The sequence below is a fragment of the Caproicibacterium sp. NSD3 genome, from assembly GCF_053613275.1.
In genome coordinates this window covers 1,413,806-1,436,994 of sequence record NZ_CM132119.1, presented here as the reverse complement: position 1 = coordinate 1,436,994, position 23,189 = coordinate 1,413,806, and the positions used below count along the sequence as shown (strand labels likewise).

Here is a 23,189-nt window from a genome sequence, read left to right as displayed (position 1 = left end):
CTTCGGCAGGCATTTTCAAAACATCATCCTTCACAGCCCGATCTATTTGGAGGTTATTACAGGACTTCCGTCTTCTGCTGTTATGAGAATGAAATTTATAAATAGGATATAGAATAATTGTTAAGTATTTGTTATTGATTGAAATAAAACAGAAAATCATAAAAAACTCTGCAAAAATCATTTTAAAACGAATCTTTTTTCTTTATTTGCATTCAAATTCGATTTGTTTTCCCGTATAATGAAAATATTCTGTTGCAGAGAAGTATCAAAATGGTTTAGGAGGAAGCTCTTATGAACTATACCCGTGATGAAGTGTTGCAATATGTAGAAGAGAATGACGTGAAATTTATTCGGATTTCGTTCTGCGATATTTTTGGCAACCAAAGAAATGTTTCCGTAATGCCTTCGGAATTGATTCGCGCGTTTGATTTAGGAATCTCGTTTGATGCCAGTATGGTTCGCGGATTTTTGAATGCCAACGAATCCGATCTGTTTTTGGTGCCGGATGCCAATACGTTGACCCCTATGCCATGGCGGCCCTCCGAGGGGCAGGTCGTGCGCCTTTTCTGTAATATCCGTACACCAGATGGTTCTCCTTTTGTAGGGGACTGCAGAACCCTGCTGCGAAGTGCCCGTGCCCAGATCCTCGATGAATTTGGGCTGGTCTGCAAAGCGGGTACTGAATGTGAATTTTATCTTTTTCAGACAGATGAAGATGGAAATCCGACTCTGATTCCTCAGGACCATGGAACCTATTGTGATGTAGCACCAAATGATAAAGGGGAGAACGTCAGACGGCAAATTTGTCTCAGCCTCGAAGAGATGGGAATGCGCCCCGAAAGCAGCCGCCATGAACTTGGGCCAGGGCAAAATGAGATTGATTTTAAATATAGCGATATTCTGACGGCAGCCGACCGTTTGGTCGCTTTTAAAGCGGCTGTCAAATCCATTGCTGCTGCTGGGGGGCTCTATGCGACCTTTATGCCCAAACCGCTGGAGAATGAAAGTGGGAGCGGGCTTCATATTAATCTTTCTCTTTACTGCGATGGAGAAAATCTTTTTAAACTTGATCCAGGGGAGCACAACCCCATTGCAGAGAGCTTTTTGGCGGGCATTCTGCGCCGAATTCGTGAAATCACCTGCTTTTTGAATCCAGTTCCAAATTCTTATGAAAGATTTGGAAATTTTGAAGCACCCAAATATGTGAGCTGGTCTCATCAGAATCGTTCCCAACTGGTGCGAATTCCAGCTTCTTGGGGCTCGTATGCTCGTATGGAACTGAGAAGTCCAGACCCGGGTTGCAGCCCTTACCTAAGTTTTGCGTTGCTCCTTTATGCTGGTATGGAAGGAATTCGAGAGAAACTGCCTCTCTGTGATCCGGAAAATCGAAACCTCTTTACCGCGTCGGAAAAAGAATTGCAGCATTTAGAGATGTTGCCGGAGAGTCTGGAGGAAGCGCTGGATCTTGCAGAAAAGAGCGAATTTGTTCATCGCTATGTTCCGAGTCCCCTTTTGAACTGTTACCTTACAGAAAAACGTAAGGAATGGGAAAAATATCTGACCTGTGGTGATACTAGAAAATACGAAATGGAAACATATTTTCTGCGGATGTAAAAAAGATTTTTTTAATGAAAAATCAAAGGAAAAGGGGATGAAGGGTGGATAGCGTATTGATTGTGTCCAGTACGAGTAAAGGACAAAAATATTTCTCGGATTTTTTAAATGCACATGAATTTAACCGTATTGGAATTGCAGCTTCCGGCGGAGAAGCCCGTAGAATCCTTTTGGAAATGCCTTATGATTTGGTTGTAATCAATGCCCCTTTAAGAGATGAATTCGGGCACGAATTGGCGATCGATTTGAGCAACACGACTTCTGCCGGTGTTTTGATGGTCGTTAAAAGTGAACTGGCAGATTCTGTATCGCTTCGTGTGGAAGATGAAGGTGTTATCGTTGTTTCAAAGCCAATTAACAGAACAATCTTTTATCAGTCCCTGCGTCTGTCTTTGATTGCCAATAAGCGCCTTGCAATTTTGCAAAAAGAGAACAGTCGCCTGCAGAAAAAGGTTAGTGAGCTAAGAGAAGTCGGTAGAGCAAAATGTGCTTTGGTACAGTATCGCCATTTGACGGAGCAGGAGGCCCATCGTTTTATTGAAAAACAGGCGATGGATCAGCGCCTTTCCGTCTTAGATATTGCAGAAGATATCCTGAGAACTTACGAAGGATAAAATATTTTCACAAAAGGCTCTGGAAAATTACTTTTCCAGAGCCTTTTGTATTTATTTACATAAATTTTGCTTTTTTGACACTGGAGAAAAGAGTCAAATTGCTAAAGCAACAGTAAATGACAAAAAAATATCAATTTTAGCTAAAAAACAGATTGTAAGTTCTACATAAGAATCGACAGTTACTATTTGATTTTTTATAAGTTATTATGGTAATATAAAAGCGCTGAAATCCTGTTGTACTTTATTTTTTAAAGGAGAGTGTTGTGTATGAGTTGGATCGATTTGAATTGTGATTTAGGAGAAAGTTTTGGTGCTTACAAAATCGGGAGAGATCAAGAGATCATTCCATTTATTACTTCTGCAAACGTTGGTTGCGGTTTTCATGCGGGAGACCCCTGCGTAATGGACGAAACAGTAAAATTGTGCAAAAAGAATCAGGTGGCAGTGGGCGCACATCCTGGATTCCCGGATTTGATGGGGTTTGGACGCCGTAAAATGACAATTACTCCTGCTGAGGCAAAAGCTTATGTTCAGTATCAGCTAGGTGCACTGCGTGCGTTTTGTGATGCAAACGGAGTCAAATTGCAGCATGTAAAGCCACACGGCGCTCTTTATAATATGGCGGGAAAAGATTATAATCTTGCGCGTGGAATTGCCGAGGGAATTTATGAAGTCGATCCTAATTTGATTCTGATGGCTCTTTCCGGCAGTCAGATGATTCGTGCAGCTTCCGATATTGGATTGCGTGCGGCAAGTGAAGTCTTTGCAGACCGTGCTTATCAGGCGGATGGCAGCCTTGTTCCACGCGGAACTCCGGGAGCAGTAATTCATGATGTGGACGAGTGTATTAAGAGAATTATAGGGATGGTCAAGGAGCATCAGGTGATTGCGATTACGGGGGAAACGGTGCAGCTTTCTCCACAGTCGATTTGTGTTCATGGAGATACCCCGGAAGCGGTGGAATTCGTGAAGAATATTCGTGAAAACCTGCAAAAAGAGGGAATCAAGCTCTGTAATTTAGCGGAAGGTCTTCGCTGAATTTTTGGGAATAAGAAAGGGGAATCCAGATGGAAAAGAACAAATCAAATTTTGGGGTGCTTTTAGGTGCGGCTTTTATTATGGCAACCTCTGCAATTGGTCCTGGATTTTTAACGCAGACAGCAAAATTTGTCAATGATTATCAGGGCGGATTTGGCTTTGTTATTTTGGTTTCAGTTATCCTCTCAGTTGTCGTACAGCTTAATGTCTGGAGAGTTTTATGTGTTTCGGGTTTGCGTGGGCAGGATGTTGCCAATAAAGTGCTGCCAGGCATGGGCTACGTAATTGCCGCACTAATTGTTCTTGGCGGACTGGTCTTTAATATTGGTAATGTTGGTGGCGGTGCACTGGGCTTTAATACCCTTTTGGGTGTTGACTTGAAATGGGGCTATATCATTACTGGTGCTTTGGGTGTCGTGATTTTCCTGTTTAAAAACGCTGGAAAAGCAATGGATACACTTACAAAAGTTCTTGGCGGCGTAATGATTTTAGTCATTTTTATTGTGATCTTTATTGTTCAGCCTCCGGTGGGGACAGCCGTAAAAGAGACCTTTGTTCCTTCTGTTGGATACACCACATTATTTCCTGCAATTCTGACCCTTCTGGGCGGAACTGTCGGCGGATATATTACATTTTCCGGCGCACATCGCCTGATCGACGCGGGGATTACGAAGGAAGAAAACCTTGCACAAATTAAAAAAAGCTCCGTTATGGGCATTGGAATTGCAACGCTTGTCCGTATCTTGCTGTTTTTGGCAATCCTTGGCGTAGTGGTAAAGGGTGTTTCACTAGATCCTGCCAATCCTGCTGCAGACGCATTTAAGCAGGGCGCTGGTGAACTTGGCTATCGTTTCTTCGGATTGGTTCTGCTTTCTGCAGCACTTACCTCTGTTGTCGGTGCGGCCTATACTTCTGTTTCCTTCCTGAAAACGCTCAATACAACCGTTGCAAAGTATGAAAAATGGTTTACGGTCGGATTTATTGTACTTTCCACTCTTATAATGGTAGTGATCGGTCAGCCGGCACAGCTTTTGGTTCTGGCAGGTGCACTCAATGGATTGATCCTTCCGCTGACTCTGGGAATTTGCCTGATCGCTTCACAGAAACCGGAAATCATGGGGAAAAGCTATCATCATCCGAAAGTCCTTTTTGTTCTTGGCATTATCGTCGTGATTCTTTCTGCTTATCTGGGCATTACTTCTCTTGGTAGTCTTGGCAAACTCTTTGCATAAGAGAGGGGAAAATAAAAAATCATGTATGAAAAAGCACATTATTTGATTGCAGGAGATTCCAGCATTGTCGTCGAATTTGGAAATGAGATTTCTGAAGAGATCAGTGCGAAAGTACGTGGAATGTATTTGGCAATCGAGCAAAAGAAGTTCCCGTTTATTAAGGCGATGAATCCGACTTATCGGTCGCTGTTGGTGCAGTATGATCCGCTGCAGTGCCCTTATGAGGAAATCTTAGAAACTTTACAAGGATTGGAAGAGAATCTTCAGAATATGGATCTCCCAAGTCCGAATATTTTGGAAATACCAACGCTTTATGGTGGAGAACTTGGTCCAGATCTCGGATCTGTGTGTGAACATAGTGGCCTTACAGAAGAAGAGGTCATAAAAATTCATTCCGGAAGGGATTACCTGGTCTATATGTTGGGCTTTACTCCTGGATTTTCTTATCTTGGAGGGATGGACGAAAAGATTGCGACTCCTCGTCTTAAAACGCCGCGGACAAAGATTCCAGGGGGCTCCGTTGGCATTGCTGGTTCTCAGACCGGGATTTATTCGATTGATAGCCCTGGGGGCTGGCAGCTGATCGGAAAAACGCCGATTTTGCTCTATGACCCACAGCGCAAACCACCAATTTTACATCATGCGGGTGATTATATTCGATTTGTCCCGATTGATCAGAAAGAATATCAGTCGATTGAAGAGGCTGTGAAGAACGGCACCTATGAGTATCGCTATTTTCCGAAGGAAGGAGGTGCCGCAAAATGAGCAGTGTGAAAATTAAAATGGCGGGGCCTCTAACAACAATTCAGGATAAGGGCCGAATTGAATATCAACAATCGGGAATGTCTGTTTCCGGCGTGATGGATGATTATTCGTTTCGTGCGGCGAATCTTTTAGTCGGAAATCCGGAGACGGAAGCCGTTTTGGAATGCACCCTTCTGGGGCCGACCATGGAATTTACCGGAGACGCAGTTTTTGCGGTGACCGGAGCAACTGCACAAGTTAAAGTGAATGGACAGCCTTCTTTTATCTGGAGAGCAATTCGCGTAAAAGCTGGCGATACGGTTTCGTTCAGCATGACGACTTCCGGCACGAGACTTTACATTGCGTTTGCAGGTGGGATTGATGTTCCAGAGGTCATGGGAAGCAAGTCGACTTATATGAAGGCAAAGGTCGGCGGCTTTGAAGGACGCAATCTCAAAACCGGAGATGAACTGCAGCTGAGTGCTTCAGAGGAAGCTCTTTCAAAAATAGTGCTGAAAGAAGCTTCTCCGCGCATGATTCCTTCCTATTATCCTGAAGTAACGCTGCGCGCGGTGCTTGGACCGCAGGACGACTGCTTTACAAAAGCCGGAATCAATACTTTCTTTGGAACGCCTTATCAGGTTACCAGTGATTCTGACCGGATGGGTTATCGATTGGATGGCGCTGTGATCGAGCACAAAAAAGGCGGAGATATTATTTCCGACGGAATTGTGATCGGTGCGGTGCAGGTTCCCGGAAACGGCAAGCCAATTATTTTGATGGCAGATCGTCAGACTACCGGTGGCTATACTAAAATCGCTACGGTGATTACGGCGGATCTTCCCCTAGTTGGGCAGATGCGGCCGGGAAGCTTTATTCGGTTTCAAAAAGTAACGGTTGAAGAAGCACAACAGGCACTCAGAGAGTATGCAGATAAGATCAAGATTTTTAAAATCTGTATGCTAAGTCTTCCAGGCTGATTTTTTAAAGCTATAAAAAATCCCTGTGCGGTTTTTAAATGAACTGCACAGGGATTCTTTTTATTTCAGGAAAACTAATTAGCCGCCCAGCTGAGAATTTTTCACATCGGTAATAAACATATGCCCGGGGGAATGAGTAATCAGAAAACTGGGCTTTACCTGCATAGCAACCGCCTGTGGAGTGACGCCGCAGGCCCAGAAAACAGGAACTTCTCCTTCGTGAATCGGGACAGGGTCTCCGAAATCAGGCTTTTGCAGATCTTTAATTCCAATATGGGCAGGATCTCCGATGTGAATCGGGGTTCCATGTACTTGTGGTAAGCGTTCTGTTACCGTAACGGCTTTGACTACCTTTTCGTATGGAATCGGCCGCATGCTGACAACCATCGGACCATGGAAAATACCGGCCGGTTTGCATTGAATGTTCGTAATGAACATGGGAACATTACAGCCAAGTGTGATATGGCGGACTTCAATCCCTTCTTCAATCATCGGCGCTTCAAAACTGAAGCTGCAGCCCAGAAGAAAGCTTACAAGATCCTCCCGCCAAAATTTAGAGACATCCGTATATTCGCCCTTTAGTTCGCCGTGTTCATAAATGCGGTAGCGGGGAATATCCCGAGTGATATCGCTGCCTTTTGCAGTTAGTGGAAATTCTTTCGAACCGACGTCACTGACTTCCAACACAGGACAAGGCTTCGGATTTCGCTGTGTAAAGAGCAAAAAATCATAAGCATATTCTTTTGGGAGAACAACGAGATTCCCTTGGGCATACCCGGCGCACATGCCGGAAGTGGGAGAAGTAATCTTTCCTTCGCGAATCATTTGGCGAACCGTTTTTGGATCCTCATGATAAAAGTCCATGAAAAAACCTCCTTTATAATTAGCCGTCTTATTTTGACGACGAACACGCAGCAGGAGAAAGCTCTTTTTTGGAAAGCTCCAGATAGACTTTGGCATTTTTGCGGTTGGATTCGATTTCTTCCGGGGTCAATGGGCGGACAGCACGGGCTGGAGAGCCTAAAATCAGCATGCCGTCCGGAAAAGTCTTATGCATCGTAACAAGCGCTCCGGCGGCGACGATCGAATCACGCCCAATTTTAGCGCCGTTGAGGAGGATGGCGCCGATCCCGATCAGACTGTTTTCTCCGACGGAACAACCGTGCAGCATAGCACCATGACCAATGCTGACTCCGTCGGCAAGATGAATGGGGTAATCCGCATCAACATGGAGAACACTTGCATCCTGAATATTCACATTCTCACCAATTCGAATGTAGGACTTGTCTCCGCGCAAAACAGAACTATACCAAACGGAGGTGTTTTTACCAAGTGTAACGTCTCCGATTATATGTGCGCCGGGTGCAACATAAAAAAACTCGGACATTTTATTTTTATCCTCTTTTCTATTTTTCAGATCTATTTTATCATGCCGGAGAATAAGAAACAATCCGAAACATGAAAACATTTGAGAGACCAAATGATGAAATATTAATTCTCAAAATGGTAGCACAGATAAATTCTCTTATGCTATAATAAACTCAAATATTATTTAGGAGGTAAATATGACGGATTTTTATCAGTTGGCTTCTGAGCGGCATAGCTGCAGAACGTATGAAGAAAAGACAGTAGAAAAAGAAAAAATCTTAAAATGTCTGGAAGCTGCCAGAATGGCACCTTCGGGCTGCAATAGTCAACCATGGAGATTTGTGGTTGTTACAAATCCGGAAACGCTGCAAAAACTTTCAAAGTTGACCCAGCTTTGCGGAGTCAATCACTTTACAGAACATGCTCCGGTATTGATTACCGTCTGTGAAGAGGAGGAGCCACGCTTGCTCCCCAAAATTCAAGAAATGTTTGGAAACCATGTTTATGCGCATGGAGATTTGGGGCTCTCTACCGCATATTTAACGCTCGAGGCCGCCAATCAGGGTTTGGGTAGCTGCATTATCGGCGTTTTCGATGAAGATAAGGTAAAAGAGCTGCTGGATATTCCAAAAGGGCAGAAGCTGCGCATGATGGTAGCGCTTGGCTATCCAAATGAACAAAAAATACCGCGCAAAATTCGGAAACCAATGGAAGAGATTGTTCGGTTTGTTGAATGATAAAAATAGGTTGAGACGGTTACCTTTTTAGAAAATCCCATGCTGATTTTAGCATGGGATTTTTTTAATCGTTTTTGTTGACTTTTTAAAGAGTTTGCATATAATGAATATATGAACATTATCTCATATGAAAGAATGTGAAAAGCTTGAAGAAGAATCAAGAAGCAGAATGCTGCGAATTTATTCATGTACATCAGGATATTGTTGACAGAGTGAATCGGGTAATGCCGGATGAGGATACCCTTTATAATCTTTCAGAATTATTTAAAATATTTGGGGATTCCACGCGCATAAAAATTTTGTATGTGCTGTTTGAGTCGGAGATGTGTGTTTGTGATATTGCACAGCTTCTGCAGATGACTCAGTCTGCAATTTCTCATCAGCTTCGTGCATTAAAACAGAGCAGATTAGTTTCTTCCCGCAGAGAGGGGAAAACTGTATTTTATGCTCTGGCAGATTCACATGTCCGTACGATTCTTGATCAGGGCATGGAGCATGTATCCGAATAAAGAGTTTCTAAGCGATCAGTAATACTTAAAATCCAAATTCAAAATCTAACGAAAGCGGATGATTTTATGGAGAGAGAACAAAAGAAACAGTTAATCAGAATTATCGTTAGCGGCATTTTATTTGCATGCTCTTTTTTTCTGCCATTAGATGAAGGTGGAAAATTTATTTTTTGTTTGATTCCTTATCTTGTCATTGGGTGGGATATTTTATGGGAAGCAATCAAAAATTTAATTCATGGAAAAGTGTTTGATGAAAATTTTCTAATGGCACTTGCGACGGTTGGTGCATTAGGAATCGGAAAATATGATGAAGCCGTAGAGGTTATGCTTTTCTTTCAGATCGGTGAATTTTTTGAAGATTTTGCAGTGGATCAATCCCGCCGCTCGATTTCATCTCTTATGGATATCCGACCGGATTCGGCAAATCTGGAAAAAGACGGAGCCGTTAGTTCGGTTAGTCCGGAAGAAGTGGCTGTCGGTGATGTCATTTTAATTAAAGCCGGTGAGAGGGTCCCTCTGGATGGAATCGTTTTAGAAGGAGATTCATCGCTTGATACGAAGGCACTTACCGGAGAATCAATTCCAAGAACTGTTAAAGTTGGGGACGCGATTATTAGTGGGTGCATTAATCAGAGCGGACTTCTGCGGGTGCAGGTTACAAAAGTGTTTTCGGAATCTACCGTGACAAAGATCCTCGATCTTGTCGAAAATTCCAGCAGTAAAAAAGCACCTGCCGAGAATTTTATTACAAAATTTTCTCATTACTATACACCGGCGGTCGTTTTTTCGGCATTAGCGCTCTTCCTTTTGCCTCCGCTGGTTGCAGGTGGGCAGTGGCTTGTCTGGCTGGAACGTGCACTGACTTTTTTGGTGGTCTCTTGTCCTTGTGCGTTGGTGATTTCGATTCCTCTGAGCTTCTTTGGAGGGATTGGAGGAGCTTCCAAATGTGGAATCCTGGTCAAAGGCGGAAATTATCTGGAGGCCCTTTCTAAAGCAGAAACAGTTGTCTTTGATAAGACCGGGACCTTGACAGCAGGAACCTTTCAGGTAACGGCTGTTCATCCAGATAAAATCAGTGAAAAGCAACTTTTGGAAATGGCTGCTTTAGCAGAGAGCTATTCGAATCATCCGATTTCTCTTTCTTTAAAAAATGCATATACAAATACTTTGGACAGCAGTCGGGTAACGGACGTAGAAGAAATCCCCGGGCATGGCGTCTGCGCAAAAGTAGATGGAAGAGTTGTTTATGCTGGAAACAGCAAGTTGATGGAAAAAGAGAACATTCCATGGCATGCCTGTCATCTGACAGGAACCGTTGTGCACGTAGCGGTAGATGGCATTTATGCAGGGCATATTATTATTTCGGATCAAATCAAGCCGGATTCTGTAAAGGCAATTTCAGAATTGAAAAAAAGTGGCATTCGCAGAACGGTCATGCTGACAGGAGATTCTGAAGCGGTCGGAGCCGCTGTCGCAAAAGAATTAGGGCTCGACGAATATCATACCGAGTTGTTGCCGGCAGATAAAGTAGAGCAGGTCGAGAGACTTTTAAAAGAGAAATCTCCAAAGGGCCAATTAGTATTTGTTGGGGATGGAATGAATGACGCGCCGGTGCTTGCGAGGGCGGATATTGGGATTGCGATGGGAGCTTTGGGCAGTGATGCTGCGATTGAGGCAGCAGATATTGTTTTAATGGATGATCAACCCTCTAAGATTGCAACAGCAATTTCAATTTCAAGAAAAACGCTGCAGATTGTTCGGCAGAATATTATTTTTGCGATTGGCGTAAAAATAGCGGTATTGATTTTGAGTGCTTTGGGGCTTGCAAATATGCAGGCTGCGGTTTTCGCAGATGTTGGAGTTTCGATTTTGGCTATTTTAAATGCTTCAAGAGCACTTTCTGCAGGAAAAAGAGAAAAATAGTAAAAATATTAGGAATAGGGCTTGAAATTTAAAGGCATTCACGATATAATATCAAAGTGCCTTTTGTGCCGGTGTGATGGAATTGGCAGACGTGCGGGACTCAAAATCCCGTGGTAGCGATACCGTGTGGGTTCGACTCCCACCACCGGCACCAAAAACTGCTTTGAATCCTTGATAGATGGGTATTTTACCATTTGTTGAGGATTCTTTTTTTACTCTTTTGTCCTCCTTTTTTGATGGTAGTCCTGTGGTGGATTTCAGTGGTTGATTTGTACTGTTTTGCACTTAAAAATACCATTTTGGGTGGTTATGCAACACATAATGCAACACAAATTTTTAGCTGATGCATCCTTATTTTAAGCATAAAATGTGAAAAAACTTCACATATCAAAAAAGCATCATCAACTATCCTTTTGCCGGATGGTAGGTGGTGCTTCTTTTTAGTTGAAAGTTGTTATTATATAAAAATGCAAAGGGCAGGAAGATTCTGAGTGATTTTGTTTGCTTATATTGTCATATTCATTCTTTAATAAGGGAATACATTTTCATATCTAAAATGTTTCCATTTTTCTCTGCATTACTTCTAAGTGTTCCCTCGTATTTGAATCTGTTTTTTTCTAAGATTCGGCATGACGTGGTATTATAGGCAAATGGTTCAGCAAAAATGCGAATAATATTCGTGTGTTCAAAGATATAGTGACATATTTGCTTGACCGCACTGGTACCTAAGCCTTTGCCCCAAAAAGGCTCGGCTATGTAATATCCCATTTCGGCCGTACGAAAATGAATGTTATCTTTGCGAAATACACCGATACTTCCAACAACTGTATTATTGAAAGTAATAGCAAATGCAAAAGTTTTGTCTTTGTCGGCATCCATCATTGCTTTTATAAAATCTTTCGCATCATTTTCCGTATAAGGGTAGGGCAATCCATCTCGAAGATTATTTTGTACGTTCCTATTATTTAGTGCTTTCGCTAGTTGAGGGGTATCTTCCACTTTCCAATGCCTTATTTTGCATTCCATATCTGCATCTTCTTTCAATAACATGGATTATTTAATTCAACTTTTAAAGTAGGGCATAAACATCATGCAAAATTCGTAATATCATTTCTCTATAGAATGATGGTCAATATATTTGCAGTAAAAATACAGACCAAAGGTAATCAATAATATAAAAACATCAAAGCATGCTATCCCTGTGCCTAATACATAAAATCTGTTTCTGAATATTGCAGTGAAGGTTATCAACAGTAAGTCGGCGACAGCCGAAACCAATGCAAAAGATTTTGCGGCTTTATTTCTAAGGATCAGTAATATGGGTGCTACAAACCCACAGATTAAATTTGTGATCCATAAGGCCAAAAAGTAGATAGGGTAATTGGTAAAATATTTGATCACTTGATTCCCATATCCATGAGATATGTAATAGCCTTCATTATGGCTTAGCATCATAAATAGATCGTATATCCCCATCGAATACATAAACAGAAGAAACAATGCAATCAGCCAAAAATACCATGGCCTTTTTTTGCTCATTTTTATATTCATAATCTATCTCCATACTAAATTTAGAAAACATAATGTACAGTGCAAACGGAAAGGGGAGACGGCACATTGTGCTCCTGTGCAGCCGTTAAATAAAACTGCTCTCGAATTTATTGAGTTGCTGTTTCTTTTTTATCTGCCGGGTTCCAAATGTTTTTGATCCAATCCACGCAGATATTTCCCATTTCTTTTCGTTCCTTCGCACATTCCTCAGGATATTGTCTTTCGGACTTCATAAACCACCTTATTTGAGGATTGCAGTATTCCGTCATCATGTGACTCATATGATCAAAACAAATATGCCGATGCGGATATGAAAAGTTCTTTTTATTCAATCTGTCTTCCAGTTTTTCGCAGCTTTCTTTGGAGGGCCAGATCGTATCAGCAGAAGTCGAAAACATTAAAATCGGCGCTTTGATTTTCTCAACGGGAATGATTGATTCCGGAACAATGGTTTTGCTAGTATTTACTTCGAGAATATTAAACTCTTTGGCTTTCCATAGCATTTTTCCCATGCCGAACTTTCTTGTTTTATACGGAGTAAAAGGAAGCTCTTTCCCCAGATAACTCCAGCAGGATGTTCCGGAAGGCTTTTGTGAAATGATTCCTTCACTGTAAAACCAAGACGGCGTTTTAACGATCACGCAAGAAAGTTCCGGAAACGCAATAGCTGCTGCCAGTGCGTATTCTGCGCCTTTGGAGACGCCCTCCACTGCAATGTTTTTATAGCCATTTCTCTGAAGCCAAATGATAACGTCATAAATTCTTTCAAGTGGAATTCTGTCAAGATTTCGTTGGGAGTTTTTCGTTTTGAATAAGCCAAGTGCCAGCGCCGGAATATTGTTATCTTGCAAAAAATGTGCAAGCATTTCTGCATGCTTTAGTCCGCCTTCGCTGCCGGACATGGCGATTACAACTTTATTTTTTTCTTTGGAAACCGGATACATAACTCCATCCCAAAATTTCTCATGCACTTCGTATTCTTTCATATGACCACTCTTTCTATATTCTCATAGATTGATCCTTTTGATGATATAAATGATTTGGTGTTGTAATGATTTCTCAAGGCTTTATATATGCATACCCTTCTTGCTGTTTGTCAATTAGTTCCCTGACTCCAACTGGAACGATTTTTACGAAAGGAAAAATCTCTTCTTTAGAAAGACCCATCCCGAGCAATGCGTTGTTGCATGCCGCAAATGTAACCCCTTTTTGTGATAAAACTTTCAGCGAGTTTTTATCGACCAAGTCACTGTTATCTATATATCCTTTGACGGCCTCTGAATTAGCCAACACTTCTACAGAGATGTTTGAAGGTTCGTTGTCATATGAAAGCAGTAGATTTTTAACATTGTTCAGGAGCAGTTTCCACTTTTGAAATTCATCGATATGAAAGATTACATGATCCATCTTATATAAAATCCTTTCTAAGTTTCAGATTATAATTTTTTAAGCGTTTGGCTAGTGAAGTTGGAAAATTTATGAATTTTGTACTGGCTTCTTTTCATTATTACGTTAATAATACCCTTTGTACTGAAGTTTGTAAATATTCAACATAATAGTAACGTATCATTAGACGTGTTAATAACAAAAATTCCCCAGCTTTCCTTAAAAGGATAACTGGGGAATTGCTTTATATTATTGTTTTTAATCGCTGGTGTTATCCGGAGCCTGGTTGTCAACTTTGCTCTTTAACATTGAGACTAGAATACAAATCAGTCAGGTAGCCACAAGGATGAGATCAGCATAAAACAGAGATTATTTATCCTTATAGGAGGAAAGATCATAAAGAGTTTCGGACGTATCTGATTTTTCCGTGATTTTGACTGCACTGGAACTGGAAGAATTGCTCCATTCATTTGAATCAACTGCTGTTCCATTCTCTTCTACCCATTTGGTTACCTCATTGGAAGAATTACCCATGCCGCCTTTTCCGCCAACCAGGAAGTATTTCAATTTTCCCTGTTCTACCATTTGCTGCAGCTTTGCTACAGTCAGAGTGTTGTCGTTCCCACTGAAGCCGCCGATTGCCATAACGGGTTTTCCAGTGGCAAGAATGATTGGTTCCGCCTCGGAGGCACTTGGCACGGCAACCAGAAATTTCTCACCCGTGTTGTTGCTTTCAAGGAAATCAATGAGTGCTGTTTCGGAACTAGAAGAATCACCAATTCTAGATTTTTCCTTTCCAAGCTGCTGCCCTCCTGCCTGGCCGAACGCTCCGCTTTTTTCCGCTGAAGGACCGGCGGTGGGGATGGAAGAATTGATGTTGCCGGAAAAAACAGAGTATCCTGTCCACACAGCGGGGGCAACCAATAGTCCCGTGATACCGAGGACAACGCAGACTGTTGCTAGCTTCCCGGCCGTGTTTCTGTGCAGGAGTTTCCACACAAGCAGGAGTAAGGCTGGAATACCCGTAACAATGGAAACGATTGGGATCAAAACCCCAGAGTAAGACGGATAGGATCGGAGCATAAGAATCTGCACAGCTCCCGTGGCGACCAACGCTAGCGGAAGTAGGAAGCCCGCAAAGCCTTTTGTTTTATACAGTCTCCACATCTCCGTCAGCCCGATTCCTACGAGAGCCGCCAGAAACGGCGCCATCGCGGAAATATAATATGGATGGAAGAACTGCGCAATGCTGAAGTACGTAAACATCGTGACTACTGAGCCGCCCCAGAGCAAAACGTTGGCGCGCCGTTTTCTCCGCACTTCGGCATCCGTTTCCACCGATTTTCGCATTCCGGCAAAAAGTGCGAAAACGGAGAAAAGGCCAAACGGAAGAAGCCAGCTATCTTGCCCCCCGAGGGTAGTATTGAACATGCGTAGGACACCTGCGCTGCCTCCGCCGTTAAACATGCTGTTTCCGGTGCTGCCACCCATATTACCGTCGTCTCTGTGGTCGAACAGATTGCCTTTGGTGTCACTGTCATCTAGATTGCTGCCATCTCTACTATTATGAAGGCTTTTGTCTTCAGCGGATACGGCTGGTTGTGTAGTACTGGTAGTAGTGTCACCTGAGTTATCGGCTGCCTGATCATCCTCTGGTATTTGTGAAGGATTGGAATCGTCCGCGTTGGGTGCATTCGCTGAATCAGAGTCTGGTGCTTCGAAACCTTCTGTATTCCCAAATTGAGGGGTGAAGTCCGACGAGTTTCCTTGTATCCTTCCACCCTTGGATTGACCAATAATGCGCTGAATCCCGTTGTAGCCTAAAGCTAATTCCAGCTCGGAGTTCGTAGTGCTGTTGTCGACATACGGCCGCTCACTGGCAGGGGTGAGATCCACAATTACCGACCACGAAAGGGATACAACTATGAGAACGAGAGTTGCCACCGCAAGGTGACAGATACGGGTCCTCCACTTTCTAGTTGAGGCAAAGAAATAGACGGCGTAAAGGGCGGGAAGAATTAGAAATGCCTCCAGCGTTTTAGCATTGTAGGCGATACCCAGAAACACTGCAGACAAAAGCAGCCAGCGTAACTGCCCTTTATCGGCAGCAACCATCATTGCCCATGCCGCGAGCGTCATGAAAAAAATCAAGACGGAGTCTGTGTTATTAGTTTTGCTGACCACAATGAAGATTGGCGAGAGAGCCAGAACTAGCGCGGAGACAAGCCCCGCCACGTTGCCGAAATGCCGCTTGACAATATGGTAGATAATAGCAACTGTCGCTACCGCGGCAAGGCATTCCGGCAGCAGAATGCTCCAGCCGTAAAATCCGAATATCTTTGCGGATACCGCTTGCACCCACAACGAGATCGGTGGCTTATCCACCGTCACCCACCCGCCTGGGTCGAGAGAGACAAAGAAAAAGTTTTTCCAGCTTGTCAGCATGCTTTTTACGCTGGCTGCATAAAATTCATTGCTGTAGCCTTCGTTCCAGATGTTGAATATCGACAGAAATCCGGCCAATAGGAGGATCAATGCAAGAGCAGCTTTGGATAGAACACGGCGCTTTTTGTTTGTCATCATTTATCCTTACTCCTAAGTTTAATATAGGGACTCTTTTTATCATTGCCTCGGTTATTCTGATTGTGCAGCATGTCACGCTATCTTTTTTGCTTTTTATAAAAATAGGTTACCTAATTCATGTGAGAACTGAGTGAATTTTAAATAGAGGTTTGATGAACATTAGGTGAGAGAATGGCCCGGCTTTTGAAACCTGATCGTTATTCTAAAAATTCACAGCAGTATTCTTACATGAATTGCAATAAATTGGACGTATTAAAAGCAACAATTCCCCAGCTATCCTAAAAAAGATAGCTGGGGAATCGTTTTAATCATTAATTATTTGTGCTAGGACAGAAAGATGCACGGCAGGGGTACCCTATACGTTGAAACATGATGTACATAAGTTTGCTTGTCATCAATAAATCTGCTTTTTCTACCAAATAAATAATAGATTTCGGTAGCAATAAGTCCTGAAATGACTCCAGTAATAATACTCATTATGAAGTTAAAATAAGAAAAGCAATCTGACATTTTCCTCCTCACCCTTTTCTACATAATAGCCATTATTAGATGAAATTCGATGAAATTCAAGGATTGTTTAAAAGCAAATATTGATTTTTGAGTATAAAAAAGGCATCCACCGAAGTGAATGCCCAATAATATTTAGTCCCGTGTAACGCCCGGGTTATCGACTGCTATACCTGCTTTTGTTGACTGATATTTGGAACAGTTCATAAATGACCTTCAACGCCGAAATTAAAGCCTCCGGTTTGGCACGAAAAGATAGGCTTGTTGAATATTTTCAACTTAATTAGTATATCATACAAAATCTTATTTGTCAAAGTAAGATTTTGTAGTAGCTAAGCTTCTCACATTTATTTCAATTAATTAACTGAAAAATTCCATAGAAAACATTTTTAAGCTTCATGTTCCAAAAATGTAGCATTAGTAAATAATTAAACCAATAATTATGATTAATTGATTGAAATTCAATCTATATTGGTATATATTGTAAACATATATAGTTTAAAGGAGAGATTTTTATGAAACACACAAAGGAAGCAGCACCACAAGAAAGTAATGATTCGAATCAATTTTCTGAGCCTTCTCAGAAACCCCCGAAAAAAAAGTCTAAAGTTGGAAAATGGGTTCTGATCGTAATTGCCGTATTTGTAGTGATTGGAGTAGCTACTAATATGGCTGGGAAAAATAATGCCGGGGCGACCCCAGCACAAGCATCCGTTTCTTCAGCCACTTCATCCGCGGCGAGTAGTTCGAAAGCTGAAGGGAAAATAACTTCGGAACTTTATGAAAAAGTAGCACTTGGTGCCAGCAAAGATGAGGTAGAAGCAATCTTAGGAAAAGGCACAGAAGGTGCAAGCAATGAGGTGAATGGAGTAAAAACAGAAGCTGTAAATTATACTGGATCAGGTGTGATATCATCTGCAGTTATTACATATCAATCCGGGAAAGTTACGGATAAGGCAGAAGTTGGACTTTATGATAAAAGCAAATACCCGACAATTGATCTTGCAAAATATGAAAAGGTTGATACTGGAATGTCATATGAACAGGTCAAAGAAATTTTTGGCGGAGACGGAGAAAAGAATACTGAGACCCAGATTCTTGGTAGTACATCATACGGATATATTTGGCGTGGGGCCGATGGAGTCAGCAATGCAACATTAACGTTTAGCGACGATAAACTTGTCACTAAAGCCCAAATCAGCCTAAAATAAAAAATCCAGTTGCCGGTACTGTAATACCGACAGACGGAGCCATTAGATATAAACGCAACGATACAAAATGCCCGGCCCAAAATTAAGTGCCGGGCATTTTCACGCCCATTTTCAGAAGGACTGGGGAAATAAAACAACTTTTAAAATGGATCGTTCAGTACAAAAACAGGAGAGAATGGTCATGTGGTATAGGAAAGATATTATACTGACCACAACATTTGTTAAGACTTAAACTTGCAGATGGAGTTTTTTTATTTTTATGCCTTTTATGTTATACTTAAACTAATTTGCAGAGATGAAGGGAGCCATTAAAATGTTTAGATATGTTCATACCAATATGATAGCAAAGAATGCAAGTAAGCTGGTAGATTTTTATAAGACGGTATTTCATTGTCAAAGTATCAATGAGACACGTGACCTTCGAGGAGCATGGTTGGACAAGCTTACCGGTTTAAAAGAAGCACATATTACAGGAGAACATCTTCTTTTACCCGGTTATAATAAAGACCATCCAACCTTGGAAATATTCTCTTATGATACATTGAAAGAAGCAATCCCCGCAGAAATTAACCGTCCGGGGATCGCGCATATAGCCTTTGAAGTGGACGATGTAGAGGCGACACTGAAAGAAGTTATTAGTGCTGGCGGAAGCGCTGTGGGGGATGTCGTTACTGCGGCTTATCCTGATAATATAGAAGCCGTTTTTGTATATGCCAAAGATCCGGAGGGAAATATTATTGAATTACAAAGCTGGAGAAAAATAAAAGCTTAATCATGAGATCATTAGAATGCTTATTTTGCAGGATGCTAAATGAAAGGATAAGAGAAAACTCTTGACAAATTCCTTGTTATCATTTATATAATGAGAAAAAGCTTTAAAAAAGGGGAGTGTAATTGATGGAATTGGAGTCGGTGATTCAAAAAAGAAGAAGTATCCGAAAATTTTTAGCGCGCGATGTAGAAGACGAAAAAATGGAAAAGATTCTAGAATGTGCCCGTCTGTGCCAATCGGGTAAGAACCGGCAGCCGTGGAGATTCATGGTGCTGAAAGGGGAGCAGAAAGACCATGTGGCACAAATCATGCTGAACCTTTTTGAGCAAAATGATATTGAGATTCCAGACTATGCAAACAGTTCTAAAAATTCAGCCCGTGTGATCAAAGAAGCTTCTGTGCTTATTTTGGTCTTTCGACAAGATGACGATGATCATTGGATGACGGGAGATTTGCTTTCAATCGGTGCTGCGGTAGAGCATATCTGTTTGGAAGCTGTAAATTTAGGGCTTGGTGCTCTTTGGATCAGAGATACTGTCTATACACAAGAAGAGATCTGTCAGTCGGTTGGCTGCGAATCCATGCAGCTAGTTTGTTCCATTGCAATTGGCTATCCGGCAGAGTCGCCAAATTCGCGCCCACGCAAACCTATGAACGAGATCCTTTTAAAAGCAAAATAAAAAAGGGTGATAGGTAAACTTTAGCGCCTATCACCCTTTTTTTGCTTTTTTTGCATGAAGTCTTTAAATTATGCCCGAATTTTTCCGGTACAGAATCCAGACTCTGCAGTTAAAATTTCTGTCATCAGAAGCTTTCCGGAAAGATCATCGCTGCTTACCGCTCTTACCAAAGTATAGTTTGGTGTGTACCCTTCATAGACATTCTTTGCGCAAGAGCGCTCAAACAAAACCTCTTCACAAAGTCCCACTTGTGCTTTTAGAAAAGTCTGCTGCGTTTTGTGTGCCGCTGAAATCATTGCAGCAGAACGGCGCTCTTTTTCCGCGTTGCTCACCTGCTCGGGCATTTCATAAGCACTGGTGCCGGGACGTCTGGAATAAGGAAATACATGAACTTTTGAGAAAGCAATTTCCTGTTCAAAAGCGAGATTTTGCTGAAACTCTTCTTCTGTTTCCCCAGAAAAACCGACCATAATATCGGTAGTAATCGCAGCATTCCCAAATGCCGCGCGAAGATTCTGAACAATTTCTCGATATTCATCTGTTGTGTAATGACGATTCATTCGGCGCAGAGTTTTGTCACAGCCGCTTTGCAGAGAAAGATGAAACTGAGGACAGAGCTTCTTTTGAGCAGCCATTCGTGCAATTACCGGTGGAGTTAACTGTTCCGGTTCCAAAGAGCCCAGACGAACTCTGTGAATTTTGCTGATTTTGCAGGCTGTTTCAATGGCATCGCATAAAGTTGCCCCAATGTCCTGCCCATAAGCAGGCAGATTGATTCCTGTAAGCACAATTTCCCGATATCCGTTTTCTGCAAGCCCGGAAAGCTCTTCTTTTAATTCTGATAATGGCTTGGAGCGAACTCGCCCACGCGCATAGGGAATAATACAATAGGAACAGAAACGATTGCAGCCGTCCTCTATTTTGACAAAAGCACGCGTATGCTCATGAAATTCTGTTACCTGCATGGATTCGAAAGAAGTTCCATGAGGTTCAATATCAATGATCCGCTCACGGTGTGTCAGAAAATCGTGGATATGAGAGATCAATGAATTACGGTTGGAATTCCCGAGAATAATATCAGCATCATCGAGTGCGGCAGCCTTTTGGGGGAATGCCTGTGGCATGCAGCCGGTCAAAATGATGACGGAAGTGGGATTTTTTCTTCTCACACGATGAAGCGTTTGACGGACTTTGTGGTCACTGGTGGCTGTGACGGTACAGGAGTTAATTAGGATAATATCGGCACAGTCTCCTTCACAGACAGTAAATCCGGAATTTTCTGCCATAGAGAGCATGGCTTCGGTTTCATATTGATTTACTTTACAGCCGAGTGTGATTGCGGTAATGTTCATAAGATAGTCCAACTTTCTGAAAAACAATTGCAAAAATGTTAGGAAATTATAAAGAATCCTCTTGAATTTTTTGGAATGATGAGCTAGAATTGGGAAGATTTCGAAAAAGCTCAGATGAAGAAAGGAGTTTGGTGAACATGTATACAACTAAAATTCATCTGTCAAACATTGATGATGTTAAAAAATTTGTTTCGCTTGTGTCCAGTTTTCCATTTGAAGTCAATCTGTGTGCAGATAAGTATAAAATGGATGCAAAATCCATTATGGGTGTATTCAGCCTGAATCTCAGTGAACCCATTACAGTAGAAGTCAACGAGTGTAGTGAAGAAGAAAAAGAACTTTTTGCACAGAAGATTAAAGAATTTCAGCAGGCTAAAACAGAATCGTGAGGACGTGACAAACATTGCTGTCGCTTTTTAAGCGACAGCTTTTTTTATTCTTTATTTTACATCGTTTTCTGCAGTGTCGACCTCTTTAGAGAGCTCTTCCCATGAAGACATTAAATTCTCGTTTTCTGTTTGCAGTGCATTGATTTTTTGTGTCAGTTCCAATGTTGCTTGATAGTCGCTGACTATTTCTGGCGATTGCAGTTGTGTGTTGAGTGCTTGAAGCTCGTTTTCAATTTCATCAATCCGATTTTCTGTTCGTCCTAAATCTGCTTTCATTTTTCGTAATTGCGCTTGTTGTTCTTTGCGAAGCTGATAGGAGTTTTCTTTTTTGGGGGCAGAAAGATCGGGATTTCCGGAGATCGTCTGTTCTTTTTTTTGTTCTGCCAGAAAATCCTCATAGTTTCCTTTATAAGGAACAGCACGATCCGGCCTTAGATCATAAATGTGATCGGCGAGCTTATTGATTAAATAACGATCATGCGAAACGATTAAGAGAGTGCCCTCATAATCGAGCAGCGCATTTTCCAGCGCTTCACTGGAAGGAATATCGAGATGGTTGGTAGGTTCATCTAAAAGAAGAAAATTAGAACGGGAAAGCATCAGCTTCAAGAGCAATACACGAGCGCGTTCGCCACCGGAAAGAGTTGCAACGGATTTAAAGGCATCATCTCCCTGAAACAGAAAAACAGCCAATGCGCTGCGAACTTGTGTCTGTGTAAGACCGGGGTAAGAATCCCAAATTTCATCCAAAACATTTTTTTCTGGGTGAAGGCCGGTCTGTAATTGGTCGTAATAGCCGACGGAGACGCCGCTTCCGAAAGTGATCGTTCCGCAGTCCGGTCGGTTTTGACCCAACAGCGTTTTTAGCAGAGAAGTTTTTCCACAGCCATTGGGACCGAGCAAAAAGACACGTTCCCCACGGCGAATATCAAGGTCAATATTTTCGAAAAGCGGTTTTTCACCGAAAGTGAGGGAAAGACCCTTTGCCTTTAGGACTTCATCGCCGCTGCGCTGTTTAATGGAAAAATGAAAGTGCAGGGATTGTGCAGCGCTTTCAGGAATTTCCAGGGAATCTTGCAGGCGGTCGATTACCTTCAACTTACTTTCAGCCGTGCGGATATTCTTTTCTCGGTTCCATTGACGCTGCTGTTTTACAACGCCCTCCAGGCGATGAATTTCCCGCTGCGTATTTTCGTAGCGTCTGGTTACCGTCAGATCGTTTTGCTCTTTTTGTGAAAGATAAGAGGAATATCCGCCTTTATAACAGGTTAGATTTCCATTGGAAAGTTCAAAGATATGGTTGCAGAGCTTATCAAGAAAATATCGGTCATGGGAAATCACTAAAAAAGCACCGCTAAAGTTTCTAAGAAAGTCTTCCAGCCATTCAACACTGGAGATATCAAGGTGGTTGGTGGGTTCGTCCAAAAGAAGTAAATTGGAGGAACTCAGCAGAAGCTTTGCAAGCTGAAGTTTAGCGCGCTGACCGCCGCTTAAAACGCCGATCGGCTGTCCCATTTGTTCATCGGTAAAACCGAGTCCGAGAAGAGTGCTGCGTGCTCTTGCACGGCAGGTTAATCCTCCTCGGCGGAGAAATGTATCATTGAGAAGACTTTGACGCTCAATTAAATGATCCATATCCGGGCTGCCTGCACCAATAGCATGTCCGATTTCTTCCAGATTCCGTTCCATTTTCAGAAGATCGGAAAATACAGTCAGAACCTCTGCATATGCGCTTTTCTCTAAGTCACGGCAAACATGTTGTTCCATATATCCAATTTGTGTACGGTTGGCTTTGGAAACGGTTCCTTCATCGGCAGGCTGCTCTAAAGTCAGTGCTTTTAAAAGCGTCGTTTTGCCGCTGCCGTTTGCCCCCACTAGGCCGATCCGGTCATTTTGCTGAATTTCGAAGGAGACATTTTGAAAAACTGTTTCAACTCCAAATGATTTTGACAGTCCGCTTACACTTATCAGTCCCATTCAAAAATCCCCCTTCGAAAAA

21 protein-coding genes and 1 tRNA gene are annotated in these 23,189 nt (G+C 42.2%); 14 read left to right on the top strand and 8 right to left on the bottom strand.

Annotation, left to right across the window (positions count from 1 at the left end):
- Positions 1-291 precede the first annotated feature (291 nt).
- The 6 genes from ACVS9P_RS07095 to ACVS9P_RS07070 all read left to right on the top strand — a co-directional run bounded on the left by ACVS9P_RS07095 (position 292) and on the right by ACVS9P_RS07070 (position 6,222).
- Positions 292-1,614 (top strand): glutamine synthetase family protein, encoded by a 1,323-nt coding sequence (locus tag ACVS9P_RS07095; RefSeq protein WP_452102889.1) that lies wholly within the window; start codon positions 292-294, stop codon positions 1,612-1,614.
- A 44-nt stretch (positions 1,615-1,658) separates the two neighbouring features.
- Positions 1,659-2,228 carry an ANTAR domain-containing response regulator gene (locus ACVS9P_RS07090; protein ID WP_452102888.1) on the top strand — a complete coding sequence of 190 codons (570 nt, stop codon included), beginning with the start codon at positions 1,659-1,661 and terminating at the stop codon, positions 2,226-2,228.
- Positions 2,229-2,495: 267 nt separating this feature from the next.
- Positions 2,496-3,266, top strand: coding sequence for a LamB/YcsF family protein (locus ACVS9P_RS07085; RefSeq protein ID WP_452102887.1), 771 nt, complete (start codon positions 2,496-2,498; stop codon positions 3,264-3,266).
- A gap of 29 nt (positions 3,267-3,295) precedes the next feature.
- Complete coding sequence (locus ACVS9P_RS07080) at positions 3,296-4,498, top strand: NRAMP family divalent metal transporter (RefSeq protein ID WP_452102886.1); 1,203 nt, start codon at positions 3,296-3,298, stop codon at positions 4,496-4,498.
- A 21-nt stretch (positions 4,499-4,519) separates the two neighbouring features.
- On the top strand, positions 4,520-5,263 hold the full coding sequence (gene pxpB, locus ACVS9P_RS07075; protein WP_452102885.1) for a 5-oxoprolinase subunit PxpB: 744 nt from the start codon (positions 4,520-4,522) through the stop codon (positions 5,261-5,263).
- Positions 5,260-6,222, top strand: a complete 963-nt coding sequence (locus ACVS9P_RS07070) for a 5-oxoprolinase subunit C family protein (RefSeq protein ID WP_452102884.1) — start codon at positions 5,260-5,262, stop codon at positions 6,220-6,222. The genes pxpB and ACVS9P_RS07070 overlap by 4 nt, the downstream gene beginning before the upstream one ends.
- A 78-nt stretch (positions 6,223-6,300) precedes the next feature.
- On the opposite strand, the gene ACVS9P_RS07065 is transcribed toward ACVS9P_RS07070, so the two are convergent.
- Together ACVS9P_RS07065 and ACVS9P_RS07060 are read right to left on the bottom strand one after the other, a co-directional pair.
- Entirely contained in the window at positions 6,301-7,086 is a 786-nt protein-coding gene (locus ACVS9P_RS07065) for a putative hydro-lyase (protein ID WP_452102883.1), read from the bottom strand.
- 28 nt (positions 7,087-7,114) lie between these two features.
- Positions 7,115-7,609: a gamma carbonic anhydrase family protein gene (locus ACVS9P_RS07060; RefSeq protein ID WP_452102882.1), complete on the bottom strand. Its 495-nt coding sequence runs from the start codon at positions 7,607-7,609 to the stop codon at positions 7,115-7,117.
- Positions 7,610-7,787: 178 nt separating this feature from the next.
- Between ACVS9P_RS07060 and ACVS9P_RS07055 the strand changes: the two genes are divergently transcribed.
- The 4 genes from ACVS9P_RS07055 to ACVS9P_RS07040 all read left to right on the top strand — a co-directional run bounded on the left by ACVS9P_RS07055 (position 7,788) and on the right by ACVS9P_RS07040 (position 10,913).
- Entirely contained in the window at positions 7,788-8,327 is a 540-nt protein-coding gene (locus tag ACVS9P_RS07055; protein ID WP_452102881.1) for a nitroreductase family protein, read from the top strand.
- Positions 8,328-8,473: 146 nt separating this feature from the next.
- Entirely contained in the window at positions 8,474-8,836 is a 363-nt protein-coding gene (locus ACVS9P_RS07050) for an ArsR/SmtB family transcription factor (RefSeq protein ID WP_452102880.1), read from the top strand.
- 66 nt (positions 8,837-8,902) lie between these two features.
- Positions 8,903-10,759 carry a heavy metal translocating P-type ATPase gene (locus tag ACVS9P_RS07045; protein ID WP_452102879.1) on the top strand — a complete coding sequence of 619 codons (1,857 nt, stop codon included), beginning with the start codon at positions 8,903-8,905 and terminating at the stop codon, positions 10,757-10,759.
- 67 nt (positions 10,760-10,826) lie between these two features.
- Positions 10,827-10,913 (top strand) — tRNA-Leu (locus ACVS9P_RS07040).
- Positions 10,914-11,278: 365 nt separating this feature from the next.
- Here ACVS9P_RS07040 and ACVS9P_RS07035 read toward each other — a convergent pair.
- The 4 genes from ACVS9P_RS07035 to ACVS9P_RS07020 all read right to left on the bottom strand — a co-directional run bounded on the left by ACVS9P_RS07035 (position 11,279) and on the right by ACVS9P_RS07020 (position 16,141).
- A complete protein-coding gene (locus tag ACVS9P_RS07035; RefSeq protein ID WP_452102878.1) occupies positions 11,279-11,785 on the bottom strand; it encodes a GNAT family N-acetyltransferase in 507 nt (168 codons plus the stop codon).
- 632 nt (positions 11,786-12,417) lie between these two features.
- Positions 12,418-13,296, bottom strand: a complete 879-nt coding sequence (locus tag ACVS9P_RS07030; RefSeq protein ID WP_452102877.1) for an acyl-CoA thioester hydrolase/BAAT C-terminal domain-containing protein — start codon at positions 13,294-13,296, stop codon at positions 12,418-12,420.
- A gap of 73 nt (positions 13,297-13,369) precedes the next feature.
- Positions 13,370-13,717, bottom strand: coding sequence for a DsrE family protein (locus tag ACVS9P_RS07025; protein ID WP_452102876.1), 348 nt, complete (start codon positions 13,715-13,717; stop codon positions 13,370-13,372).
- 348 nt (positions 13,718-14,065) lie between these two features.
- Positions 14,066-16,141, bottom strand: coding sequence for a glycosyltransferase family 39 protein (locus ACVS9P_RS07020; RefSeq protein ID WP_452104681.1), 2,076 nt, complete (start codon positions 16,139-16,141; stop codon positions 14,066-14,068).
- Between the two features lie 1,160 nt (positions 16,142-17,301).
- Here ACVS9P_RS07020 and ACVS9P_RS07015 point away from each other — a divergent pair.
- The 3 genes from ACVS9P_RS07015 (at position 17,302) to ACVS9P_RS07005 (ending at position 19,449) form a co-directional block, all read left to right on the top strand.
- Positions 17,302-17,997: a DUF3862 domain-containing protein gene (locus ACVS9P_RS07015; protein WP_452102875.1), complete on the top strand. Its 696-nt coding sequence runs from the start codon at positions 17,302-17,304 to the stop codon at positions 17,995-17,997.
- 313 nt (positions 17,998-18,310) lie between these two features.
- Entirely contained in the window at positions 18,311-18,769 is a 459-nt protein-coding gene (locus tag ACVS9P_RS07010) for a VOC family protein (RefSeq protein ID WP_452102874.1), read from the top strand.
- 125 nt (positions 18,770-18,894) lie between these two features.
- The gene (locus ACVS9P_RS07005; protein WP_452102873.1) at positions 18,895-19,449 is read left to right on the top strand and encodes a nitroreductase family protein; all 555 of its coding nucleotides are present in this window, start codon (positions 18,895-18,897) and stop codon (positions 19,447-19,449) included.
- A gap of 68 nt (positions 19,450-19,517) precedes the next feature.
- Here ACVS9P_RS07005 and mtaB read toward each other — a convergent pair whose 3' ends face one another.
- A complete protein-coding gene (mtaB, locus tag ACVS9P_RS07000; protein ID WP_452102872.1) occupies positions 19,518-20,801 on the bottom strand; it encodes a tRNA (N(6)-L-threonylcarbamoyladenosine(37)-C(2))-methylthiotransferase MtaB in 1,284 nt (427 codons plus the stop codon).
- Between the two features lie 137 nt (positions 20,802-20,938).
- Here mtaB and ACVS9P_RS06995 point away from each other — a divergent pair, with 137 nt between their 5' ends.
- Complete coding sequence (locus tag ACVS9P_RS06995) at positions 20,939-21,190, top strand: HPr family phosphocarrier protein (RefSeq protein WP_452102871.1); 252 nt, start codon at positions 20,939-20,941, stop codon at positions 21,188-21,190.
- A 51-nt stretch (positions 21,191-21,241) separates the two neighbouring features.
- On the opposite strand, the gene ACVS9P_RS06990 is transcribed toward ACVS9P_RS06995, so the two are convergent.
- The gene (locus ACVS9P_RS06990) at positions 21,242-23,167 is read right to left on the bottom strand and encodes an ABC-F family ATP-binding cassette domain-containing protein (RefSeq protein ID WP_452102870.1); all 1,926 of its coding nucleotides are present in this window, start codon (positions 23,165-23,167) and stop codon (positions 21,242-21,244) included.
- Positions 23,168-23,189 lie beyond the last annotated feature (22 nt).